At 74.6% G+C, this 22,214-nt stretch carries 22 protein-coding genes and 1 pseudogene; 15 read left to right on the top strand and 8 right to left on the bottom strand.

All coding sequences use genetic code 11. The features are described 5' to 3' along the window. Positions 1 to 41: 41 nt before the first annotated feature. From GA0070611_RS13580 to hisF, 7 genes are all read left to right on the top strand, one after another. Complete coding sequence (locus GA0070611_RS13580) at positions 42 to 365, top strand: hypothetical protein (RefSeq protein WP_091672882.1); 324 nt, start codon at positions 42 to 44, stop codon at positions 363 to 365. Between the two features lie 16 nt (positions 366 to 381). Further along, positions 382 to 1,110 carry a bifunctional 1-(5-phosphoribosyl)-5-((5-phosphoribosylamino)methylideneamino)imidazole-4-carboxamide isomerase/phosphoribosylanthranilate isomerase PriA gene (priA, locus tag GA0070611_RS13575; protein ID WP_091663719.1) on the top strand — a complete coding sequence of 243 codons (729 nt, stop codon included), beginning with the start codon at positions 382 to 384 and terminating at the stop codon, positions 1,108 to 1,110. Further along, on the top strand, positions 1,107 to 1,523 hold the full coding sequence (locus GA0070611_RS13570) for a RidA family protein (protein ID WP_091663716.1): 417 nt from the start codon (positions 1,107 to 1,109) through the stop codon (positions 1,521 to 1,523). Before priA ends, GA0070611_RS13570 begins: the two co-directional genes overlap by 4 nt. An 84-nt stretch (positions 1,524 to 1,607) precedes the next feature. Continuing rightward, on the top strand, positions 1,608 to 2,054 hold the full coding sequence (locus GA0070611_RS13565) for a MarR family winged helix-turn-helix transcriptional regulator (RefSeq protein WP_091663713.1): 447 nt from the start codon (positions 1,608 to 1,610) through the stop codon (positions 2,052 to 2,054). A 5-nt stretch (positions 2,055 to 2,059) separates the two neighbouring features. Beyond that, the gene (locus tag GA0070611_RS13560; RefSeq protein WP_091672881.1) at positions 2,060 to 2,485 is read left to right on the top strand and encodes an organic hydroperoxide resistance protein; all 426 of its coding nucleotides are present in this window, start codon (positions 2,060 to 2,062) and stop codon (positions 2,483 to 2,485) included. Next, a complete protein-coding gene (locus GA0070611_RS13555; RefSeq protein WP_091663710.1) occupies positions 2,482 to 3,480 on the top strand; it encodes an NADP-dependent oxidoreductase in 999 nt (332 codons plus the stop codon). Before GA0070611_RS13560 ends, GA0070611_RS13555 begins: the two co-directional genes overlap by 4 nt. Positions 3,481 to 3,550: 70 nt before the next feature. Beyond that, entirely contained in the window at positions 3,551 to 4,318 is a 768-nt protein-coding gene (gene hisF, locus GA0070611_RS13550; RefSeq protein WP_091663707.1) for an imidazole glycerol phosphate synthase subunit HisF, read from the top strand. A gap of 21 nt (positions 4,319 to 4,339) precedes the next feature. On the opposite strand, the gene GA0070611_RS13545 is transcribed toward hisF, so the two are convergent. Together GA0070611_RS13545 and yczE are read right to left on the bottom strand one after the other, a co-directional pair. Next, complete coding sequence (locus tag GA0070611_RS13545; protein ID WP_091663704.1) at positions 4,340 to 4,801, bottom strand: hypothetical protein; 462 nt, start codon at positions 4,799 to 4,801, stop codon at positions 4,340 to 4,342. A 142-nt stretch (positions 4,802 to 4,943) separates the two neighbouring features. Next, positions 4,944 to 5,621 carry a membrane protein YczE gene (yczE, locus tag GA0070611_RS13540; protein ID WP_091663701.1) on the bottom strand — a complete coding sequence of 226 codons (678 nt, stop codon included), beginning with the start codon at positions 5,619 to 5,621 and terminating at the stop codon, positions 4,944 to 4,946. 57 nt (positions 5,622 to 5,678) lie between these two features. On the opposite strand from yczE, the gene yczR reads away from it, so the two are divergent. The 3 genes from yczR to GA0070611_RS13525 all read left to right on the top strand — a co-directional run bounded on the left by yczR (position 5,679) and on the right by GA0070611_RS13525 (position 9,972). Continuing rightward, entirely contained in the window at positions 5,679 to 7,136 is a 1,458-nt protein-coding gene (yczR, locus tag GA0070611_RS13535; RefSeq protein WP_091663698.1) for a MocR-like transcription factor YczR, read from the top strand. Positions 7,137 to 7,226: 90 nt separating this feature from the next. Continuing rightward, positions 7,227 to 8,504 (top strand): low temperature requirement protein A, encoded by a 1,278-nt coding sequence (locus GA0070611_RS13530; RefSeq protein ID WP_197675924.1) that lies wholly within the window; start codon positions 7,227 to 7,229, stop codon positions 8,502 to 8,504. 154 nt (positions 8,505 to 8,658) lie between these two features. After that, the gene (locus tag GA0070611_RS13525) at positions 8,659 to 9,972 is read left to right on the top strand and encodes a low temperature requirement protein A (protein WP_231921444.1); all 1,314 of its coding nucleotides are present in this window, start codon (positions 8,659 to 8,661) and stop codon (positions 9,970 to 9,972) included. Positions 9,973 to 10,036: 64 nt separating this feature from the next. On the opposite strand, the gene GA0070611_RS13520 is transcribed toward GA0070611_RS13525, so the two are convergent. The 3 genes from GA0070611_RS13520 to GA0070611_RS13510 all read right to left on the bottom strand — a co-directional run bounded on the left by GA0070611_RS13520 (position 10,037) and on the right by GA0070611_RS13510 (position 13,685). After that, the gene (locus GA0070611_RS13520; protein ID WP_091663695.1) at positions 10,037 to 11,863 is read right to left on the bottom strand and encodes an AMP-dependent synthetase/ligase; all 1,827 of its coding nucleotides are present in this window, start codon (positions 11,861 to 11,863) and stop codon (positions 10,037 to 10,039) included. A 121-nt stretch (positions 11,864 to 11,984) separates the two neighbouring features. Continuing rightward, entirely contained in the window at positions 11,985 to 12,935 is a 951-nt protein-coding gene (locus GA0070611_RS13515; protein WP_091663692.1) for a terpene synthase family protein, read from the bottom strand. A gap of 120 nt (positions 12,936 to 13,055) precedes the next feature. Continuing rightward, the gene (locus GA0070611_RS13510) at positions 13,056 to 13,685 is read right to left on the bottom strand and encodes a TIGR03085 family metal-binding protein (protein WP_091663687.1); all 630 of its coding nucleotides are present in this window, start codon (positions 13,683 to 13,685) and stop codon (positions 13,056 to 13,058) included. Positions 13,686 to 13,899: 214 nt separating this feature from the next. Between GA0070611_RS13510 and GA0070611_RS13505 the strand changes: the two genes are divergently transcribed. Beyond that, the gene (locus tag GA0070611_RS13505) at positions 13,900 to 15,774 is read left to right on the top strand and encodes an ABC transporter ATP-binding protein (protein WP_197675923.1); all 1,875 of its coding nucleotides are present in this window, start codon (positions 13,900 to 13,902) and stop codon (positions 15,772 to 15,774) included. Positions 15,775 to 15,779: 5 nt separating this feature from the next. Further along, positions 15,780 to 17,549, top strand: a complete 1,770-nt coding sequence (locus tag GA0070611_RS13500) for an ABC transporter ATP-binding protein (protein WP_091672874.1) — start codon at positions 15,780 to 15,782, stop codon at positions 17,547 to 17,549. Positions 17,550 to 17,633: 84 nt separating this feature from the next. Here the strand turns inward: GA0070611_RS13500 and GA0070611_RS13495 are convergent, their stop codons facing one another. The 3 genes from GA0070611_RS13495 to GA0070611_RS13485 are packed head-to-tail and all read right to left on the bottom strand — an operon-like array spanning position 17,634 to position 19,710. Next, a complete protein-coding gene (locus GA0070611_RS13495) occupies positions 17,634 to 18,236 on the bottom strand; it encodes a TetR/AcrR family transcriptional regulator (protein WP_091663679.1) in 603 nt (200 codons plus the stop codon). Next, positions 18,233 to 18,988 (bottom strand): ABC transporter permease, encoded by a 756-nt coding sequence (locus GA0070611_RS13490; RefSeq protein WP_091663676.1) that lies wholly within the window; start codon positions 18,986 to 18,988, stop codon positions 18,233 to 18,235. Before GA0070611_RS13490 ends, GA0070611_RS13495 begins: the two co-directional genes overlap by 4 nt. Next, positions 18,985 to 19,710: an ABC transporter ATP-binding protein gene (locus tag GA0070611_RS13485; protein WP_091663671.1), complete on the bottom strand. Its 726-nt coding sequence runs from the start codon at positions 19,708 to 19,710 to the stop codon at positions 18,985 to 18,987. The genes GA0070611_RS13490 and GA0070611_RS13485 overlap by 4 nt, the downstream gene beginning before the upstream one ends. Before the next feature lie 107 nt (positions 19,711 to 19,817). Between GA0070611_RS13485 and GA0070611_RS13480 the strand changes: the two genes are divergently transcribed. From GA0070611_RS13480 to GA0070611_RS31840, 3 genes and pseudogenes are all read left to right on the top strand, one after another. Further along, complete coding sequence (locus GA0070611_RS13480) at positions 19,818 to 20,207, top strand: MerR family transcriptional regulator (protein WP_091663668.1); 390 nt, start codon at positions 19,818 to 19,820, stop codon at positions 20,205 to 20,207. Next, positions 20,204 to 21,208: an aldo/keto reductase gene (locus GA0070611_RS13475; protein WP_091663663.1), complete on the top strand. Its 1,005-nt coding sequence runs from the start codon at positions 20,204 to 20,206 to the stop codon at positions 21,206 to 21,208. The genes GA0070611_RS13480 and GA0070611_RS13475 overlap by 4 nt, the downstream gene beginning before the upstream one ends. Before the next feature lie 179 nt (positions 21,209 to 21,387). Further along, positions 21,388 to 22,062 (top strand): annotated as a pseudogene (locus GA0070611_RS31840) (phosphoribosyl-AMP cyclohydrolase); the annotation flags it as partial. Positions 22,063 to 22,214 lie beyond the last annotated feature (152 nt).

Genomic DNA, 22,214 nt, shown 5'->3' with positions numbered 1-22,214 from the left:
GGCCGGTGGCGCGGGAGCCGGTCGCGCGCCGTGGTGACCCGGTGAGCAAGGAGCGGGCCCGGCGCCGGGAGGCCCGCCAGGCGCAGTTGACCGCCGAGCGCGCCGCCCGGGCCCGCAAGGTGGCCCGCCGGCAGCGGCGGCGCGCGGTGGTACGCCGGTTGACGCCGACGCTGCGGCGGGGGCGTACCGGCCGGCTGCGCCGGCACACCCGGGGCGAGCGGGCGGCCATCGTGCTGCTCACCGGGGCGGCGCTGGCCGGCATCTGGAGTTTCGTCGACGACCTGGCGCTGCGGTTGGCGCTGGTCGTGTTGTTGCTGCTGGTCCTGCCGGCGATCGTGGTGATCGCCCTGGACCGTCGGACCTGAACCGAGGAGAAGAGCGTTGAGCCTCACCCTGTTGCCCGCCGTGGACGTCGCCGACGGCCAGGCCGTCCGGCTCGTGCAGGGCGCCGCCGGCAGCGAGACCGCGTACGGTGACCCGACCGAGGCGGCCCTCGCCTGGCAGGCCGACGGCGCGGAGTGGATCCACCTGGTCGACCTGGACGCCGCCTTCGGGCGGGGTTCCAACGCGGCCCTGCTCGCCGACGTGGTGGGCCGCCTCGACGTCAAGGTGGAGCTCTCCGGCGGCATCCGCGACGACGAGTCGCTGCGGGCCGCCCTGGCCACCGGCGCGGCCCGGGTCAACATCGGCACCGCCGCGCTGGAGGACCCGCAGTGGTGCGACCGGATCTGCGGCGAGTACGGCGACCGGGTGGCGATCGGCCTGGACGTGCGCGGCCGTACCCTCTCGGCCCGGGGCTGGACCCGCGACGGCGGTGACCTGTGGGAGGTGCTGGAGCGGCTGGACAAGGCCGGCGCCTCGCGCTATGTCGTCACCGACATCACCAAGGACGGCACCATGCGCGGGCCGAACCTGGACCTGCTGCGCGAGGTCTGCGCCCGCACCGACGCCCCGGTGATCGCCTCCGGCGGCGTCTCCACCCTGGACGACCTGCGCGCGCTGGCCACCCTGGAGCCGGTGGGCGTGGAGGGCGTGATCGCCGGCAAGGCGCTCTACGCGGGCGCGTTCACGGTCGCCGAGGCGCTCGCCACGCTGCGGGCCGCGGCGTGACCACCACCGAGGCGGGCGACGGCGCGGTCGTCACCCGCCTCGGCTCGGGCGGCCCATGGGAGGCCCTGTACGGCTACTCCCGGGTGGTGCGGGTCGGGCCGCTGGCGATCACCGCCGGCTGTACCTCGACCGTCGACGGCCAGGTGGTCCACGTGGGTGACGCGGCGGCGCAGACCGCCCAGGCGTTGCGGATCGGCCTGGCCGCGCTCGCCGAGGTCGGCGCCGGCCCGACCGACGTGATCCGGACCCGGATGTACGTCACGGACCGGCTCTACGCCGACGAGGTGGGCCGGGCGCACAACGCGGTGTTCGGGGCGGTCCGTCCGGTGGCGACCATGGTGGTGGTGGCCGGCCTGATCGACCCGGACCACCTGGTCGAGGTCGAGTTGGAGGCGTGGCTCCCCGAGGGCTGACCCCCGCCTCCGGGCGGGGTGGCCGTGGTCACCCCACACCCGGATCGGTTGTGCACAACTTAATTGCGCGCTACGGTTCGTCCCGTGACCGATGATCTGGTGCTGCGCCGGCAGGTGTGCTTCGCCCTGTACGCGGCGTCGCGCGCCCTGACCGACGTCTACCGGCCCATCCTCGACGAGTTCGGGCTCACCTACCCGCAGTACCTGGTGCTGCTGGTGCTCTGGGAGCGCGGCGACGACGCCCCCACGGTGTCCGAGCTCGGCAACCAGCTCCGGCTGGACTCCGGCACGCTCTCCCCGCTGCTCAAGCGGCTGGAGGCGGCCGGCCTGGTGGTGCGTACCCGCTCCGCGCGGGACGAGCGCCGGGTCGAGGTGGGGCTCACCGGGCCGGGCCGGGAGCTGCGGCAGCGGATGGAGGACGTACCGCTGCGGGTCGCCCGGGCCACCGGCCTCGGCGAGGCCGAGCTGGTCTCGCTGCGCGACACGCTCACCCGGGTCACCGAGACGATCCACCGACAGAAGGAGCAGTGACCACCATGCAGGTGCTCTACACCGCGTCCGCGCAGGCGACCGGGGACGGTCGCGACGGCCACGTCCGCACCTCGGACGGCACCGTCGAACTCGACCTGGCGATCCCGAAGGAGATGGGCGGCGCCGGTGGCGCGGCCAACCCGGAGCAGCTCTTCGCCGCCGGCTACGCGGCCTGCTTCCACTCCGCGCTGCGCCTGGTCGCCCGCAAGGCGAAGGCGGACGTCTCGGGCTCGGTCGTCGAGGCGGAGGTGGGTATCGGCCCGAACGGCAGCGGTGGCTTCGGTCTTGCCGTCACGCTGGTGGTCGACCTGCCCGCCGTCGAGCGCAGCGCCGCCGAGCAGCTCGTCGAGGCGGCCCACCAGGTCTGCCCGTACTCCAACGCGACCCGCGGCAACATCGAGGTCGCCCTGACCGTCCGGGAGGCAGCATGAGCACCAACCGTGAGATCCACCTGGCGTCCCGCCCGCAGGGCTGGCCGACCGCCGACAACTTCCGGCTGGTCAGCACCGAGGTGCCGACCCCGGGGCCGGGCCAGATCGTGGTCCGCAACCAGTACATGTCGGTCGACCCGTACATGCGGGGCCGGATGAACGACGTGAAGTCGTACGTCCCGCCGTTCCAGCTCGACGCCCCGCTCGACGGGGGCGCGCTCGGTGAGGTGGTGGCCAGCGAGGCCGAGGGCTTCACGCCCGGCGACACCGTGCTGCACGGCCTCGGCTGGCGCGAGTACGCGCTGGTCGACGCCAAGGGCGCGCGGAAGGTCGACCCGAGCCTCGCGCCGGTCAGCGCCTACCTGAGCGTGCTCGGCATGACCGGGCTGACCGCGTACGCCGGTCTGCTCGACGTGGCCGCCATGAAGCCCGGCGAGACGGTCTTCGTCTCCGGCGCGGCCGGCGCGGTCGGCAGCATGGTCGGCCAGATCGCCAAGCTGCGCGGCGCGGCCCGGGTGGTCGGCAGCGCCGGCTCGGCGGCCAAGGTCGAGCGGCTGAAGGCGCTCGGTTTCGACGCCGCCTTCGACTACCACGACGGCCCGGTGTACGAGCAGCTCAAGGCCGCCGCGCCGGACGGCGTCGACGTGTACTTCGACAACGTGGGCGGCGAGCACCTGGAGGCCGCCATCGGTGCGATGAACCCGCACGGGCGGGCCGCCATCTGCGGCATGATCGCCCAGTACAACTCCACCGAGCCGCCGGCCGCCCCGCGCAACCTGGCGCTGGTGATCGGCAAGCGGCTCACCCTGCGCGGCTTCCTGGTCGGCGACCACGGCCACCTGCGTGACCAGTTCGTCCAGGAGATGGCCGGCTGGCTGCGCGACGGCAAGCTCTCGTACGACGAGACGGTCGTGGACGGCATCGAGAAGGCCCCCGAGGCGTTCCTCGGCCTGCTGCGCGGCGAGAACCTCGGCAAGATGCTCGTCCGGGTGTGACACCCGGCGCGGCGGTGGTCGGCCTCACACGCCGGCCGCCGCCGCGCCTCCCGTTGGATAGGCTCGCGGCATGACGGTGGCGGTACGGGTGATCCCGTGTCTGGACGTGGACGCCGGGCGGGTGGTCAAGGGGGTCAACTTCCTCGACCTGCGCGACGCCGGTGACCCGGTGGAGCTGGCTGCGGCGTACGACCGGGCCGGCGCGGACGAGTTGACCTTCCTGGACGTCACCGCCTCGTCGAGCGACCGGGGGACCATGCTCGACGTGGTCCGCCGCACCGCCGAGTCGGTCTTCATCCCGCTCACCGTCGGCGGTGGGGTGCGCCAGGTGGCCGACGTGGACACGCTGTTGCGGGCCGGCGCGGACAAGGTCGGGGTGAACACCGCGGCGATCGCCCGCCCCGAGCTGATCGCCGAGATCGCCGACCGGTTCGGCCGGCAGGTGCTGGTGCTCTCCCTCGACGTGCGGCGGGCGCCCGCCGGCGGCACGCCCAGTGGCTTCGAGGTCACCACGCACGGCGGTCGGCGGGGCACCGGCCTCGACGCGGTCGAGTGGGCGGCGCGCGGCGCCGAGCTGGGCGCGGGGGAGATCCTGCTGAACTCGATGGACGCCGACGGCACCAAGGCGGGCTTCGACCTGCCGTTGATCGAGGCGGTCCGGCGGGTGGTCGACGTGCCGGTGATCGCCAGTGGCGGCGCCGGCCGGGTCGCGCACTTCCCGCCGGCCATCGGCGCGGGCGCCGACGCGGTGCTCGCGGCCAGCGTCTTCCACTTCGGTGAGCTGACCGTGGGCGAGGTCAAGGACGCCCTGCGCGGCGCCGGGCACCCGGTCCGCTGACCCACCCCCCCCGCGCCGGGTTCAGGCGCGGCCCGAGTGGCCCTCGGGGGAGCGGCGCGGCATCGGGATCGAGCGGACCGCGTACTCCTGCACTGCGGCGGCGTGGTCGTCCTCGTGGAGGCGCCAGTCCGACTCGCCCGGCGTGTGCCGGCGGACGAGCACCCCCTGCACGGTGTCGACCATGGTGCCGACCCCGGCGCGGGGCCGGCTGCGCCAGAGCCGCTCGCCGTCCTCGGTGATCCGGAACCAGCCGTCGGAGACGCTGACCAGGCCCGCGCCGACGAGCCGGCGCACCGCGCTCTCCACGTCCTCCCGCTCGGGGATGGCCCGGTTCAGGTGGTCGGCGGTGGAGAGGACGTCAGCCAGGCGCACGCCCTCGGGGCGGCGTGTGGTCGCCGACCGGCGGTGCCGGCCGGCACCGCTCGCGATCACCAGTGAGACGAAGATCCAGGCGTCGGTCCAGCGCCATCCGTTCTCCCCCATGCACGAATGATGCCCGGCGTTCACCCCGGAGAAAACACCCGGTTTCGCCCGTGGACGTCGTCGCAGCTCAGCGCGGTGCAGATGATCCCATCCCGTGGCGCTCGGCTCGCCGGCCGGTGACGCAGCGTGCCGGGGCCGGCGGTCAGCCGGCCTCGCCGGCCGGACGCGCGGCGCAGCCCACCGCCGGTTCCGGCACGGGCGCCGGGGCCGGCGGCGCGGGCAGCGCGAAGAGCGGGATGAAGAGCTGCGCGAGCGGACCGATGGCCAGCGCGTACGCGAGGGTGCCGAGGCCCACCGTTCCGCCGAGCAGCCAGCCGAGCGAGAGCACGATCACCTCGATGACGGTGCGCACCAGCCGCACCGAACGGCCGGGCCGGCGGGCGACGTACCCGGTCATCAGGCCGTCGCGGGGGCCGGGGCCGAGGGCCGCGCCCAGGTAGAGCGCGGTGGCGGCGCCGTTGGCCACGATGCCCAGGGTGAGCAGCCCGATCCGGACGGGCAGTCCGTGACCGGCCGGCAGCAGGGCCAGGGTGGCGTCCACCACCAGGCCGATCACCAGCACGTTGCTGACGGTGCCCAGGCCGGGGCGCTGGCGCAGCGGGATCCAGAGCAGCAGCACGGCGGCGCCGACCAGGATGCTGGCGGTGCCGATGCTGATCCCGGTCTGCCGGGACAGCCCCTGGTGGAACACGTCCCACGGGTTCAGGCCGAGCCCGGAGCGGACCATCAGCGCCATGCTGACGCCGTAGAGCACCAGCCCGGCGTAGAGCTGGCCGAGCCGCCGGGCCGGCCGGTGCCGGAGATTGCCAATCGCTGCCATGCATGCCACCCTAGGGTCCAATCTCGGCCATGACAGAGCCAATTTGGGAGGGGTGGCATGACGAGCCAGGTGCGTGGCGTGCAATTGGCGCGGCTGCTCGGCCAGTGGCACGCCCTCCCGGGCCGCCGCCGCAGCCCCGACTACGCGGCCCTCGCCGCCGCCGTGCGCGGCCTGCTCGCCGACGGCCGCCTCCCCCTCGGGGTACGCCTGCCCGCCGAGCGGGAGCTGGCGGAGGCGCTGCGGATCAGCCGGACCACCGTCACCGCCGCCTACCGGGAACTGCGGGAGAGCGGACACCTGGCCAGCCGCCGGGGGGCCGGTAGCTGGACCATGCTCCCCGGCACCCACCGGGTCGCCAGCACCGGCCTGTGGACGCCGCTGGACGACCGGGACATGATCGACCTCGGGGTGGCCGCGCTCGCCGCCCCGCCGCAGCTGGTGCCGGCGGCCCGCAAGGCGGCCGAGGACCTGCCCCGCTACCTGGGCGGCGCGGGCTACCACCCGACCGGCATCATCGAGCTGCGCGAGGCGGTGGCCCGTGGGTACACCGCCCGGGGCCTGCCCACCAGTCCGGAACAGATCATGGTGACCAGCGGCACCCAGCACGCGCTGGACCTGGTGCTGCGGCTGGCCCTGTCGCCCGGCGGCGGGGTGCTGGTCGAGTCACCCACCTACCCCAACGCGCTGGCGGCGCTGGCCGCCCGCCGGGCCCGGATCACCACCCACGGGCTGGCCACCGACGGCCTCGGCTGGGACGCCGACCTGCTGCTGGGCAGCATCCGGCAGGGACGGCCCAAGCTGGCGTACCTGATCCCCGAGTTCCAGAACCCCACCGGGCACCTGATGGTGGCCGAGCTGCGCGAGCGGCTCGTCGGCACCGCCCACGCGGCCGGCACCGACCTGGTGATCGACGAGTCGTTCGTGGACCTGCCGCTGGACGGCACCGAGCTGCCGCCGCCGGTGGCGACCTTCGACCGGCACTCCCGGGTGATCAGCATCGGCGGGATGAGCAAGCCCTACTGGGGTGGCCTGCGGATCGGCTGGGTCCGCGCCTCCGCCCCCCAGGTGCAGCGGCTGGCCGCCGCCCGGGTCGGGGTCGACATGGCCAGCCCGGTGCTCGACCAGCTGGTGGCGGTGCACCTGCTCGCCGACGCGCCGACCATCGTGGCCGCCCGCCGCCGCCAGCTCGCCACCCAGCGGGACGCCCTGGTCGCCGCGCTCGCCGAGCGGCTGCCCGACTGGCGGGTCACCGCGCCCCGTGGCGGGGTCACGCTCTGGGCGGAGCTGGACGGCCCGGTCTCCAGCGCGCTGGCCCGGGCCGCCGAGGAGGTCGGCGTACGGCTGGCCCCCGGGCCCCGGTTCGGCCTGGACGGCACCCTCGAACGCTTCCTCCGGTTGCCCTTCACGCTGCCCGCCGCGGACCTGGTCGAGGCCGTCGGCCGGCTCGCCGCGGTCCGCTACGACCTGGACCGGGCCGGCCGGTCGCAGTGGCGGGAGCCGTCCGTCATCGCCTGACCCGGCGGCGGACGCCCGGCCCGGCGGACCGGCGGCGCGCCGCGCGGCCGGGACGACGGGTCCGGGCACGCGGCTGCCAGACTGTGCGCCGTGACGGACGGCACGCGGCGCGCGGCGCGGATGCGGGTGATGACCGAGGGCGCCTCGGTCACCCCGCTGGAACTCTTCTTCGACCTGGTCTTCGTCTACGCGCTCACCCAGGTGACCGCGCTGATGGCGAACGACCTGACCTGGCGTGGCCTGGGCCGGGGCCTGCTGGTGCTGGCCCTGCTCTGGTGGTGCTGGTGCTGCTACGCCTGGCTGGGCAACACGGTCCGGGCCGACGAGGGCGTGGTCCGGGTCGCCCTCTTCGCGGTGATCGCCACCATGTTCGTGGTCGCCGCGACCATCCCGGAGGCCTTCGTCGACCTGCCCGGCGGGCTCTCCGGTCCGGTGGTCTTCGCCTCCTGCTACCTGGTCGTCCGGGTGCTGCACCTGGTGATCTACTGGTCCGCCGCCCGGGGCGACGCCGGGCTGCGCCGCCAGCTGCTGCGGGCCGCCTGGCCGATGCTCAGCGGGGCCGCCCTGCTCTTCACCGCCGCCCTGCTGCCCCAGCAGCTCAGCGAGGACCCGGGGCGGATCGGCACGCTGCGCACCCTGCTCTGGGTGCTCGCCCTCGCCGTCGACTACGGCGGCATCATGGTCATCGGCGCGGCCGGCTGGCAGATCTTCTCGGCGGCACACTGGACCGAGCGGCACGGCCTGATCATCATCGTGGCGCTGGGTGAGTCCCTGGTCGGCATCGGGGTCGGCATCACCGCGCTGCCGATCTCCTGGCCGATCATCGTGGCCTCGTTCCTCGGCGTGGCGGTGGCGGCGGCGCTCTGGTGGGCGTACTTCGACGTGGTGTCCATCGCCGCCGAACGGGTGCTGGCCCGGGCGCAGGGTGCCGAGCGGGCCGCCCTCGGCCGGGACTCCTACACCTACCTGCACCTGCCGATGGTCGCCGGGATCATCCTGCTCGCCCTCGGCTTCAAGAAGGTCCTCGCGTACGTCGGCGACGGCACCCACCACTCGCTCACCGACCCGCTGCACGGGCTGGGCCTGCTCGCCCTCTACGGCGGGGTGATCATCTACCTGCTCGGGCACCTGGGCTTCCGGCTGCGCAACATGGGCTCGGTCAACCGGCCCCGGGTGGCGGCCATGGTGCTGCTGGTGGTGCTGCTGCCGGTCGCCGACCACCTGCCGGCACTGGCCGCCCTGGCCCTGCTCGCGCTGGTCTGCGTCGCGATGGTGGCGGCCGAGGTGGTGCTCTTCGGGGCGGCCCGCCGGGAGCTGCGCGACGAGTTCCTCGCCGAGCACGGCGCCGGCGGCGAGCCCGGCCGCTGACCGGCCGGGCTCCCCGTCCGGCCGGCGCCGCGCCCCGCGCCGCACCCGTGGCCGGCCGTGCGCACCCGGGCCGCTCCGCGCCTGCGCCGCGCGTCCGGCCGTGGAGCTGCCCGGATCCGGCTCCCGACCGGCTGCCGGCTGACAGACTGCCCGGGTGGGCAACGGCGGCGGGGACCGGTGGTCGCGCGGCGTGCGGCCGGGTGCCCCGGGCTCCCGGACCACCCGGCTGGAGCTCTTCTACGACCTGGTCTTCGTCTTCGCGTTCCTCAGCGTGACCAGCCTGACCGCCGCCGCGCCCACGCCGGTCAACCTCTACCGGTGCGGGCTGGTGCTGGCGCTGCTCTGGTGGTGCTGGACCGGATTCGCCCGGGTCGGCAACGCGGTCCGCGCGGACCAGGGACTGCTGCCGCTGGTCGGTTTCGTCACCATCGCGGCGACCTTCCTGCTGGTGCTGAGCATCCCGGGGGCGTTCGTGGACCGGCCCGGCGGGTTGCACGGGCCGCTGGTCTTCGCCGGCTGTTACTTCGTGATCCGGGGGGCGCAGTTCGTCGTCTTCGCCCGGGTGGACCGGGGCGACCCGGGTCGCCGCCGGTACCTGCTGGCGCGCTTCGGCTCCGTGCTCGCGGCCGCGGTGCTGCTGGTGGTCGCCGGCACGGTGCCGCAGCGGATGGTCGACCGGCCGGCGGCCACCGCGGTGCAGCTCGTGCTCTGGACGCTGGCGCTGCTGGTCGAGTACGTCGGCGGGGTCACCCTGGGCCGCTCGTGGTGGGTGGTGGTGTCGGCCGGGCACTGGGCGGAGCGGCACGCGCTGATGGTGCTGATCGCGCTGGGCGAGACGATCATCGCGCTCGGCCTGGGCGCGAAGTTCTTCACCGAGCTGCCGTTGACCCTGCCGGTGGCGACCGCCGCCGTGCTGGGCATCGCGATCACGGCGATGCTGTGGTGGGCGTACTTCGACACCGTGGCGTTCGCCCTGGAGCAGGCGCTGCACCACGCCCGGGACGCGCGGGCCCGGTTCCGGCTGGCCCGTGACGCGTACACCTTCCTGCACCTGCCGATGATCGCCGGGGTGATCTTCTTCGCCCTGTCGCTCAAGGACCTGCTCGCCGAGGCCGCCGACCCGGCCAGCCCGCGGTGGGGGCAGCCGCTGGGCGGCTTCTGGATCACCGTGCTCTACGGCGGGGTGGGCCTCTACCTGCTCAGCGTGGCCGGCTGCGGGTACCTGGCGCTGCGCTCGGTGCGCTGGCCGCTGCTGCTGGGGCCGCTGCTGCTGGCCGGCATCGCGCCGCTGGCCGCGCCGCTGCCGGAGCTGGTGTCGCTGATCCTGCTGGCGGTGATCCTGCTGGCCGTGGTGGTCGCCGAGACGCTGAGCGAGGACGGCCGGCGGCGGCAGGTCCGGCAGCTCGCCCTGGAGGAGCAGTGCGCCGCCGAGGAGGAGCAGAGCCGCTGGCGGCGGGACCACCTCTGAGCCGGGTACGCACGCCGGCCGTACCCCGGGACGGTGGGGCACGGCCGGCACGCGGTGCGGTCGGCTACAGCTCGGCGAGGGTGCCCGCGTACATCTTGTCGATCTCCCCGGCGAAGTTGCTCTCCACGCTCCGGCGCTTGATCTTCAGCGACGGGGTGACCTCACCGTGCTCGATGGTGAGGTCGCGGGGGAGGATGGTCACCTTCTTGATCGTCTCCCAGCGGTTGAGCTTGGCGTTCAGCTCGGCCACGTACCCGTCGACCATCTCCTGGGCCTCGGCCGAGGTGACGATGTCGGTGTAGTCGCGCCCCTCCAGCGGGCCGCCGGCCGCCCAGCCCTTGATCGCGTCCGGGTCGAGGGTGACCAGCATGGTGCAGTAGTTGCGCGCCTGCCCGATCACCACCGCCTGCGACGTGTACGGGCAGATCGCCTTGAACATGCCCTCGATGTGCGACGGCGCGATGTACTTGCCGCCCGAGGTCTTGACCAGGTCCTTCTTCCGGTCGGTGATGCGCAGGTAGCCGTCGTCGTCCAGGCTGCCGATGTCCCCGGTGCGGAAGAAGCCGTCCTCGGTGAACGCGGCGGCGGTCTCCTCCGGCAGGTTGTGGTAGCCGCGCATGACCGGCCGGCCGCGCACCAGGATCTCGCCGTCGGTGTCGATCCGGCACTCCAGGTCGCCCATCGCCCGGCCGACGGTGCCGATCCGCAGCCCGTCCGGCGGGTTCACGAAGTTGCCGGCGCTGGTCTCGGTCAGCCCGTACCCCTCGGAGATGGGCAGGTTCGCGGCGGCGAAGAAGGTGGCGATCTCCTTGCTCAGCGGGGCGGCCCCGGAGACCAGCACCCGGATCCGGCCGCCGAGCCGGGCCTGGAGCTTGCTGAAGACCAGCTTCTCGGCCAGCGCGTACTTCACCCGCAGCCCGGCCGGCACCGGCTTGCCGGCCTGCTCCAGGGCGACCTTCTCCTTGCCCACCCCGACGGCCCAGGCGAAGATCTTCGCCTTCGCGCCGCCGGCGTCCTGGGCGGTGGTGACGGCCTTGTTGTAGACCTTCTCGAAGACCCGGGGCGCGCCGCACATCAGCGTCGGACGGACCACCCCGAGCAGCTCGACCAGCTTGTCCACCCGCCCGTCGACGTAGGTGGGCAGGCCGACGTGGGTGGCGCCGCAGAGCAGCGTCTTGCCGAACGAGTGGGACAGCGGCAGCCAGAGATACTGCAGGTCGTCGGCGTGCAACAGGCCCAGCTCGGCCTGCGCCACGCCCTCCCAGCACCAGCCGCCGTGCAGCAGCTCCACGCCCTTCGGCCGGCCGGTGGTGCCCGAGGTGTAGATCAGCGTGGCCAGGTGGTCGGGGCCGATGCCGGCGACCAGCATGTCGATCAGGTCGGGCTCGGTCGCCAGCGCCTGCGCGCCGCGCTCCTCCAGCTGGGCCAGGGTGAGCTGCGGGACGGCGGCGGCCGGGTCCGGCTCGCCGTCGAAGAGCACCACGTGGGTCAGCGCGGGCAGCGTCGCGCCGGAGATCTTCGCCGCCTGGGCCGGGTTCTCCGCGAAGAGCACCCGCGACCCCGAGTCGGCGACGATGTACGTCGCGTCCTCCGGCTCGGTGGTGGGGTAGACGGTCGTGGTCGCCCCGCCCGCGCACATGATGCCGAAGTCGGCGACCACCCAGTCCAGCCGGGTGTTGGCCAGGATCGCCACCGGGTCCTCCGGGCCGACGCCGAGACCGTGCAGCCCGGCGGCGACCGCCTTGGCCCGCTGCCCGACCTGCGCCCAGCTCAACCAGACCGGTCCCGAGTCGTCCGGCGCCGGGTGGGCGAACGCCGGCCGGTCCGGCGTGTCCGCGACCCGCTTGAGGAACATGTCGGGGATGGAACGGTACGGTACATCGAGAGCCATCGCTGTAGCCGCCTTCGGGGGTGGAGGGACGTGACGGGGGTCACGCCATTCTGCGGTTACCGAAGAGTATTGCCTCGACCGGGGCAGCGGCTAGTCCTCGCTGCCCCGACGTGGCCCCAGGTCAGGCGTATCTGGTTGCCTCGAGCGACCAGTCGTAGGTGGCCCGGATCCAGTTGCGCCGGGTGGTCAGGAAGGCCCGGACCGCGTCGTCGGCCGTCGCCGCCAGCGCCGCCTCCCGCTCGGTGTACGCGGCCAGCCCCGCGTTGAACCGCTCGGCCGCCGCGCGCAGCGCCGCCTCCTCGTCCCGCCCCTGCTCGCCGGCGAGCGAGGCGACCAGGTTGAGGGTGTCCGGTCGCGCCTGCCGCTCCTTGCGGTACGAGAAGACGTCGTTGCACCAGCAGACCAGGTCGGCGGCGATGACGTCCAGGGCCGCCAGCGCCGGGTCCGCCCGCCGGCCCGCCCCCGGCAGCCCGTCGTACGCCAGGTCGGTCAGGGTGAAGCTGGGCCGGACCCCGCCGGTGTGCCGGCGCATCTGCACGTACTCGCTCACTCCGGGCACCCGGTGGTGCTCCCGGTTGCCCGCCTCCCAGAGCAGCGCCAGCAGGTACTCGCGCAGCTGGCTGATCAGCCGTAGCAGCACGGTCGGCCGCTGCCGGGCCCGGACCCGCCGGCACAGGTCGTCCAGCGCCACCCCGAGCGGGCCCGCGTCGGCCGGCGGCGCGGCGTCCGGGTCGCCGTGCCGGTCCAGCACCGCCAGCAGGGTCGCCACGGTGGGCGCGAGCCGGGCCGGGTTCGCCCCGAGGCCGTCCTCGTCGCAGGCGTCGTCCATCACGAACAGCCAGGAGATCAGGTCGGTGAGCAGGCGCAGCCGCTCCACCGGCGCGTCCGGGCAGGCCCGCCCGGCGAGCTCGGCCGGCAGGGCGGCGGCCAGTCGGCGCAGTCCGGCCGGGGAGTCCAGCAGGCCCAGTTCGCGGATCCAGCCGAGGGTCTCCGCGGCGACGGCGTCCACGGCGGCGTGCCGGCGGGCCGGGAACGGAGGCTCACGGAGCGCCGAGACCGCGAAGCTGCGCATGGTGCCCCCTCCCGCCGCCGGGTAGGGCGGCGGGCAGGAGCGTACGGCACCGGAGATCGGTGACCGTCGCTGGGGCGAGGCTGTTTCGCGTTCCGGCCGTGACCGAATCCGCACAGGGGGTCAGAACCCCAGGCCGGCCGCCCGCAGTCGCTCCGCCAGCGCCGCCGGGCCGTCCACCTGGACCCGGGCCACCCGCTGCCGGCCGGAGAGGAAGAGCACCAGTTCGCCGGGCGCGCCCACCAGCCGCAGCCGCTCGCCGCCCCGGCCGACGCCCACCTCGCCGAAGCCCGGCGCCTGCACCAGCAGGTCCGCCGGGAAGCGACGCAGCGCCGTCCGGGCCAGCAGCGCCGCCCGCTTCCAGAGCGCCGCCTGCAACCCGGGCGGCAGGTCGCGCGGCTGCCAGCCCGGCCGCGCCCGGCGCACGTCCTCGTGGTGGATGAAGAACTCCAGGGTGTTGACCAGCTCGTCGGTGAGCGGGTTGCTGACCGGGCTCCACACCGGCGGCCGGCGGACCCGGGCCACCAGGTCCGCGTACGGCCCGGCCGCCACCCGACGGCGGACCGCCTCGCCGTATCCGCGCAGCGGGGGCAGCAGGATGCCGCCGGCCGCGTCCGGGCGGCGTTCGCGCACCAGCAGGTGCGCGGCCAGGTCCCGGGTGGTCCACCCGTCGTTGACCGTCGGCGCCTCCGGTCCCAGTTCCAGCAGCAGGTCGGCGAGCGCCTCGCGCTCCGATCGGGCGTACCGCGGCATGGGCCGATCGTAGGCCGGTGACGGCCGTTCGGCGCGGTGGGCGTGACGCGGCCGAGCGGCGCTCGAGCCGGGACGGTGCCGGCCGGGTCGAACCGCCCTGGTCGGCGCGGTGCCGTGGGCGACGTGACGGCGGACATATCGCTGCGGGTCGGCGGAGCGGGCCGCGATTGGTAAGGATGAGGGAGAAAATTGCGGCTTACGGCGGGGGAGTGCGTTGGCGAGCGGGACAAGTCGGGACGTCCTCGGCAGAGGGCTGCGGGTGCTCGGCCGGGCCATCCGGGAACAGCCACGGATCTTCGCGGTGGCGGTGGCCGGCAGCGTGCTGTTCGGCTCCATGGTCATCGCCAGCGCGTACGTCGTCGGTGGGGTCGTCGGCAAGGTGGTGGTCCCGGCCATCGAACGCGGCTCGGTGACCCGTGGCGCGCTCGCGCTGGCCGCCGCCGCCCTGTTCGGGATCAGCGTGCTGCGGGTGGTCGGCATCTTCGGCCGCCGGCTCGGCGCCGGCTACATGCAGTACCGGCTCCAGGCCGCCTACCGGCGCCGGGTCACCCGCCGCTACCTGGACCTGCCGCTGGCCTGGCACCACCGCAACGCCACCGGGACCCTGCTCTCCAACGCCAACTCCGACGTCGAGGCGGCCTGGTACCCGATCGCCCCGCTGCCCTTCGCGGTGGGCACCCTGGTGATGCTGGTCGGCGCGGTGGTCTCGCTCTTCCTCACCGACTGGGCGCTGGCCCTGGTCGGCCTCGCGGTCTTCCCGGCGCTGTTCGCGCTCAACGTGGTCTACTCCCGCCGGATGGCGCCCCGCCAGGCCCGCGCCCAGCGGCTGCGCGCCGAGGTCAGCGGCATCGCCCACGAGAGCTTCGACGGCGCGCTGGTGGTCAAGACCATGGGCCGCGAGGCGCAGGAGACCGCCCGGTTCGCCGGCCGGGCCGGTGAGCTGCGCGACGCGCTGATCGCGGTCGGCCGGCTGCGCGGCGTCTTCGACCCGATGCTGGAGACCCTGCCCAGCCTGGGCACGCTCGCCGTGCTGGTGGTCGGCGCGATCCGGCTGAACCAGGGCGCGATCGACGTGACCGAGCTGGTCAGCGTCGCCTTCCTCTTCACCGTGCTGGCCTTCCCGGTGCGCGCCATCGGCTGGGTGCTGGCCGAGCTGCCGCGCAGCGTCGCCGGCTGGGACCGGGTCCGCCGGGTGCTGGACGCCACCGGCGACATGCCGTACGGCACGACGGTCCTCGACCCGGCCGCCCCCGCCCCGGCCACCCTCGCCTTCCACGACGTGCACTTCGGGTACGAGCCGGCCGAGGCGCACCTGCCCGGCACGCAGGTGCTCGGCGAGGTGAGCTTCACCGTGCCGGCCGGGCGGACGGTCGCCCTGGTCGGGCCGACCGGGTCGGGCAAGTCGACCATCGCCTCGCTGGCGGTACGCCTGGTCGACCCGCACACCGGCACGGTCACCCTGGACGGCGTCGACCTGCGCGAGCTGACCGCCGCCTCGCTCGCCGGCACCGTGGCGCTGGTCGCCCAGGTGCCGTTCGTCTTCGACGACACCGTCCGGGCCAACATCACCCTGGACCGGGCCGGCATCGGCGACGAGGAGGTCTGGGCGGCGCTGCGGCTGGCCGAGGCGGACGGCTTCGTCGCCGCCCTCCCCGACGGGCTGGACACCATGGTCGGCGAGCGCGGCACCTCGCTCTCCGGCGGCCAGCGGCAGCGCCTCACCCTGGCCCGGGCGCTCGCCGGACGCCCCCGGCTGCTGGTGCTCGACGACGCCACCAGCGCCGTCGACCCGCGGGTCGAGGCCGCCATCCTGGCCGGCCTGCGCGCCCCGGCGGACGGCGGCGCGCCCGCGTCGATCCTGGTGGTCGCGTACCGGCGGGCCACCATCGCCCTCGCCGACGAGGTGATCTACGTCGAGCAGGGCCGGGTGCTGGCCCGGGGTACGCACGCCGAGCTGCTGGCGACCGTCCCCGGCTACGCCGACCTGGTCACCGCGTACGAGCAGGCCGAGCAGGAACGCGAACAGAACCGGACGTACGACGAGGTCACCCCGCTGACCTCCGGGCTGGAAATCGAGGTCGACCGGTGAGCGCGATGACCACTGCGGAGGACCGGACCGAGTCGACCTGGCAGACCATGCGGCGCGGCCTGGCGCTCTCGCCGGAGCTGAAGACCGGGCTGGCCGGCACGCTCGGGCTGGCGCTGGTCTACATGGTCGGCCGGGTCGCCGTCCCGGTGGCCGTGCAGCGCGGCATCGACCACGGCATCGTCGGCGGGCTCGACCTGAACGTGGTGTCGCTCACCGTGATCGTCACCGCGGCCGTGCTGGTGGTGACCACCACCTGCGGCTACCTGATGATGCGCCGGCTCTTCACGGTCAGCGAGACCGCGCTCGCCGGGGTGCGGACCCGGGCCTTCCGGCACGTGCACGACCTGTCGATGCTGCACCAGCAGTCCGAGCGGCGCGGCTCGCTGGTCTCCCGGGTCACCAGCGACGTCGACCAGATCACCCAGTTCCTCCAGTGGGGCGGCGTGATCCTGATCGTCAACCTGGGCCAGCTGGTGGTCACCACCGCGGTGATGCTCGCGTACTCCTGGCAGCTCACCCTGGTGGTGCTCGTCGCGTTCGCGCCGGCGGTGCTGATCATCCGGTTGCTCCAGCGCCGGCTGGCCGGGGCGTACGGGCTGGTCCGGCAGCGGATGGGCACGCTGCTCGGGGTCATCGGGGAGAGCGTGGTGGGCGCGCCGGTGATCCGGGCGTACGGGATCGCCGGGCGCACCGCCCGGCGGCTGGACTCTGCGATCGAGGGGCAGCGGCAGGCCCAGCAGCGGGCCATCCGGATCAGCATCGTGGGCAGTTCGGTGGGGGAGCTGGCGGCCGGCCTGGCGCTGGCCGGGGTGGTGGTGGTCGGGGTCAACCTCGGCGTCGACCGCACCCTGTCGATCGGCCAGCTCACCGCGTTCCTGTTCCTGGTGACGCTCTTCATCCAGCCGGTGCAGATCGCCACCGAGGTGCTCAACGAGGCGCAGAACGCGATCGCCGGCTGGCGGCGGGTGCTGGACGTGCTGGACGTCGCGCCGGACGTGGCCGACCCGGGGGAGCAGGGACGGGACCTGCCCGCCGGCCCGCTGGACGTCCGCTTCGCCGGGGTCACCTTCGCCTACCCGGGCGGGCCGCCGGTGCTGCACGACGTGACCCTGGAGATCCCGGCGAAGAGCCGGGTGGCGGTGGTCGGTGAGACCGGCAGCGGCAAGACCACCTTCGCCAAGCTGCTCACCCGGCTGATGGACCCCACGCAGGGCGACGTGCTGCTCTCCGGGGTGTCGCTGCGCCAGGTGCGGTTCGGCTCGCTGCGCTCGCGGGTGGTGATGGTGCCGCAGGACGGCTTCCTCTTCGACGCCACGGTCGGGGAGAACGTGCGGTTCGCCCGGCCCGAGCTGACCGACGCCCAGCTCACCGCCGCCTTCACCGAGCTGGGCCTGGCCGACTGGCTGGACGGCCTGCCGGCCGGGCTGGACACCCCGGTCGGCGAACGCGGTGAGGCGCTCAGCGTCGGCGAGCGTCAGCTCGTCGCGCTGGCCCGGGCGTACGTGGCCGACCCCGACCTGCTGGTGCTGGACGAGGCGACCAGCGCCGTCGACCCGGCCACCGAGGTCCGCCTCCAGCGCACCCTGGACGCGGTCACCCGGGGCCGGACCACGCTGGCCATCGCCCACCGGCTCTCGACCGCCCAGGCGGCCGACGAGGTGATCGTGGTCGACCGGGGCCGCGTCGTGCAGCGCGGTCCGCACGACGAGCTGGTCAAGGACCCGGAGTCGACCTACGGCCTGCTCTACGCCTCCTGGCTCGAACAGACCCGCTGACGCCGGCCGGCCGGGTCCGGCCGGTCGGCCGTCGCCTCAGGCGGCGACCGCGGCAGCCGGCGACCGCGGCAGCCGGCGACCGCGTCAGGCGGCGTCCAGCGGGCCGGTGACGTAGCGCTGGACGGTGGGGCCGATCGCGGCGACCAGGGTCTCCGGCGCGGCGGAGGCGATCGGCTCCAGGCGGATGACGTACCGCATCATGGCCAGCCCGGCCATCTGGGCGCCGACCAGCGCGCCCCGCAGCGGCGTCTCGGCCGGGTCCAGGTCGAGCCGGTCGAGGACCCGGCGCAGCACCTGGGTGACCAGGAACTCGCGCAGCAGCCGGGCGGTCCACTCGTTGTTCACCGCCGAGCGCAGCAGCGCCACCGCGGCCGTCCCGACCGGGGAGTCCCACACCGTCAGGAAGGTGCGCACCAGCCGGGCGCCCACCTCGTCCGGGCCACCGGCGAGCACCCCGGGCAGCAGCTCGGCGGGGTCGATCGGGATCGCCACGGTGGCCCGGAACAGCTCCTCCTTGGTGCCGAAGTAGTGGTGCACCAGGGCCGGGTCCACCCCGGCCGCGGTCGCGATCGCCCGGATCGAGGCGGCGTCGAAGCCCCGCTCGGCGAAGGTCGTCCGGGCGGCCGTCAGGATCGCCTCGCGGGTGTCCGGCTTGCCGGGGCGGCGGCCGCCGCGCCGGGTGCTCACCCGCTGCGCCGGCGCAGCGTGGCGGCGGCCAGCACCAGCGCGGCCACCGCGGCCCCGGTGACGATCGCCAGGTCCCGCCACATCGTCGTGGTCGGGTCGGCGTGCGCGCCGACCTCCTGGAGCGCCTCGACGGCGTACGACAGGGGCAGCGCGTCGCTGATCGCCTGGAGCCAGCCGGACATCTCGCCGCGCGGCACGAACAGCCCGCAGAGCAGCAGTTGGGGCAGCACCACCACGGGCATGAACTGCACCGCCTGGAACTCGGTGCGGGCGAAGGCGGAGCAGAGCAGCCCGAGGGCCACCGCCAGCACCGCGTTGACCCCGGCGATCAGCACGACCAGCCCGCCGCTGCCCGCCGTGTCCAGCCCGAACACCCGGTACGCCACCAGCGAGGCGACGGCGGCCTGGAGCACCCCCGCCAGCCCGAACGCGATGCCGTAGCCGAACAGCAGGTCCAGCTTGCCCAGTGGGGTGGTGAGCAGCCGTTCGAGGGTGCCGCTGGTGCGTTCCCGCAGCATGGCGATGCTGGTCACCAGGAACATGATGATGAACGGGAAGAAGCCCAGCATGATCAGGGCCACCCGGTCGAAGACGCTCGGTCGCCCGGGCGGGGTGGGCTGGTCGACGTACATGAAGTAGACCAGCGTGAGCAGCACGGTCGGCACCACGAGCAGCAGCGCCACGGTCCGCCGGTCGTGCCGGAGCTGGCGCAGGATCCGCCCGGTGGTGGCGGCCAGGATGCGGGGGTTCATGAGGTGCCCTCCTGCTCGCTCGCGCGGATCAGCCGGAGGAACGCCTCCTCCAGGTCGTCCGCGCCGGTGGCGGCCCGGACCGCGTCCGGGGTGTCGTCGGCGACCAGCCGCCCGTCCCGGATCAGCAGCAGCCGGTCGCAGCGGGCCGCCTCGTCCATCACGTGGCTGGACACCAGCAGCGTGGTGCCGGCGGCGGCCAGGGCGTGGAACCGGGCCCACAGGTCGGCCCGCAGCACCGGGTCCTGGCCGACGGTGGGCTCGTCGAGGATGACCAGCTCGGGCTCGCCCACCAGCGCGCAGGCCAGCGAGGCGCGGCTGCGTTGCCCACCGGACAGGGTGCCGACCAGCTGGTCGGCGGCCGCCGCCAGGCCGACGTCGGCGACCGCCCGGTCGGCCTCGGCCCGCCCCCGGCCGTGCAGCGCCGCGAAGTAGCGGGCGTTCTCCCGCACGCTCAGGTCGGCGTAGACGCTGGGCGCCTGGGTGAGGTAGCCGACCCGGCGGCGCAACGCGGCCGAACCGGCGGGCTCGCCCAGCACGGTGACGGTGCCCGAACCGACGGTCTGCACCCCGACGACCGCGCGCATCAGGGTGGTCTTGCCGCTGCCGCTGGGGCCCAGCAGGCCGGTCACCCGGCCGCGGGGCACCGCGCAGGAGATGCCGTGCAGCACCCGGCGTCGACCCCGGTCGACCACCAGGTCACGGACCGCCACCGCGTCGTCCACGTCCGCCTCCGCAGAACTCATCAGCTGTTGAAATCAACGGTAGATGAATTAGGCGTCGGCGGGCAACCGGTTGACTTCGAGTGCGCTCGAACTGGAAGCCTGGGGACGTGGACATCAGCACGCGGGAGATGAGCCTCACCGTCGGTGAGGCGGCGGAGCGGGTCGGCCTGACCACCTACACGCTGCGCTGGTACGAGCAGGAAGGGCTGGTCGCCCCGGTGGGGCGCGACTCGTCGGGCCGCCGGCGCTACACCGAGTCCGACGTCAACTGGCTGCTCCTGCTCACCCGGCTGCGCCGCACCGGCATGCCGGTGCGCGACATGCGCCGCTACGCCGAACTCGCCCGCCAGGGCGACCGCACGCTCGGCGCGCGGCGGGCCCTCTTCGAGGCGCACCGCGCCCGGGTGCTGGCCCGGATGGCCGAGCTGACCGAGGACCTCCGGGTCCTCGACCACAAGATCGACGTGTACCGCAGGGCGGAGGAGGAGCTTTCATGATCAAGCGACGGATCGGCGCGGGCGGACCGGAGGTCTCGGCGATCGGCCTGGGCTGCATGGGGATGAGCTTCGCGTACGGCGGCGCCGACGACGCCGAGTCGACGCGGACCCTGCACCGGGCCCTCGACCTCGGCGTGGACCACCTCGACACCGCCGACATGTACGGCTTCGGCGCGAACGAGCGGCTGCTCGCCCCGGTGGTGCGGGCCCGCCGCGACGAGGTCTTCCTGGCCACCAAGTTCGGCAACCGGACCAGCGGGGACAGCTTCGGCGGGACCGGCACCCCCGGCGCGTACGTGGACAGCAGCGCCGCCTGGGCCCGGGAGGCCTGCGACGCCTCGCTGGGCCGGCTCGGGATCGACACCATCGACCTGTACTACCTGCACCGGCGCAACCCGGCGACGCCGATCGAGGAGACCGTGGGCGCGCTGGCCGAGCTGGTCCGGGCCGGCAAGGTGCGCTTCCTCGGCCTCTCCGAGGTGAGCCCGGCGACCCTGCGGGCGGCACACGCCGTGCACCCGATCGCCGCGGTGCAGATGGAGTACTCGCTGTTCACCCGGGACGTCGAGGGGGAGATGCTGGCCACCTGCCGGGAGCTGGGGGTGTCCCTGGTGGCGTACTCGCCGGTCGGGCGCGGGCTGCTGACCGGCGCGATCACCAGCCGCGAGCAGCTCGCCGTCGACGACTGGCGGCGTACCGTGCCGCGGTTCGCCGAGGGCAACCTGGACGCCAACCTCGCGCTCGTGGCGGCCGTCCGCGAGGTCGCGGCCGAGGTCGGCTGTACCCCCGCGCAGGCCGCCCTGGCCTGGGTGCTCGCCCAGGGCGACGACGTGCTCGCGATCCCGGGCACCAAGCGGGTGCGCTACCTGGAGGAGAACGCCGCCGCGGCCGACGTCCGGCTCGACGCCGGGCAGCTGGACCGGCTCCGGGGGGCGGTCCCGGCCGACGCGGTGGCCGGGGAAAGGTACAGCGAGGCAGGAATGCGAACCGTCGGACACTGACCTATGCACCGGACACCGGGCCTGGCATCGGACACGGCGTCCGGCAACGGTCATTGCGCCGAAGATCGGACGTCCGGCACCATGGCTCGGTGGGTCCCGCTCCGTTGCCCGAAACCGGATTCCTCGACGACTGGGCCGCCCGCCTCCGGCAGGCCGCCGACCGTCCCGTCGTGGGGATCATGCTGCGCGGCAGCCATGCCCGCCGGGCCGCCACCGAGCACAGCGACGTCGACGTGGACGTGCTGGTCGCGGCCGGGGACGAGCGGCCGCCGAGCGCCCCGACCCGGCCCGCCGTCCCCCAGCCGGGACCGGCGGGCCGGCCCGCCCCGGACACCACGTACGCGGCGCGGCACGCCTACCTGGCCGAGTTCGACGGGCGGCTGGTGCACGTCTCGGTGGCGGCCCGGGACGTTCGTTCCTGGGTGGACCGCCTGGGCCGGCCGGCCGACTGGGCGTTCGGGCTGCCGGTCAGCGCGCCGGCCCGGTTGATCTGGGCGGCGCCCGAGTGGCGGCGCCGGATCGACCTGCCGGTGCTCTGCCAGCCCGCCGACGAGCCCCGGCTGGAGGACCTGGTGGCGACGCTCGGCAAGGTCGCCGGGGCCTGCTGGGCCGACGATCCGGTCGGCGTCCGGCTCGCCGCCGCGGACCTGGCCCGGCTCTGCCCGTCCGTGCTGCGGCTGGCCAACCCGTCGGTCCGGGTCGCCTCCCGCCGGGCCGCCCTCGCCGCCGTGCTGGACCTTCCGGTCGCCCCGCCCGGCTACCCGGAGGACATGCGGCTCTGCCTCGGGCTGCGTCCCGGGGCCGCCGCCGCGGTCGGGGCCGCCGCCGGGCGGCTGGTCACCGGGATCGTCCCGCTGATCCGCCCGTACGCCGGGGAGATCGCCGCGGTGGCCGGCACGGACCTCGCGCAGGCGCTGGTGGACGGCCGGCTGGACCGTTACCTGGCCCAGCTGACCCGGACGCTGGAGCCGGCGGCGGTGGCCGTCCGGGACACGGCGGCGGTGCC

It is taken from the genome of Micromonospora auratinigra (assembly GCF_900089595.1).
Taxonomy (GTDB): Bacteria; Actinomycetota; Actinomycetes; order Mycobacteriales; family Micromonosporaceae; genus Micromonospora; species Micromonospora auratinigra.
This window is presented reverse-complemented; position numbering and strand designations above follow the sequence as displayed.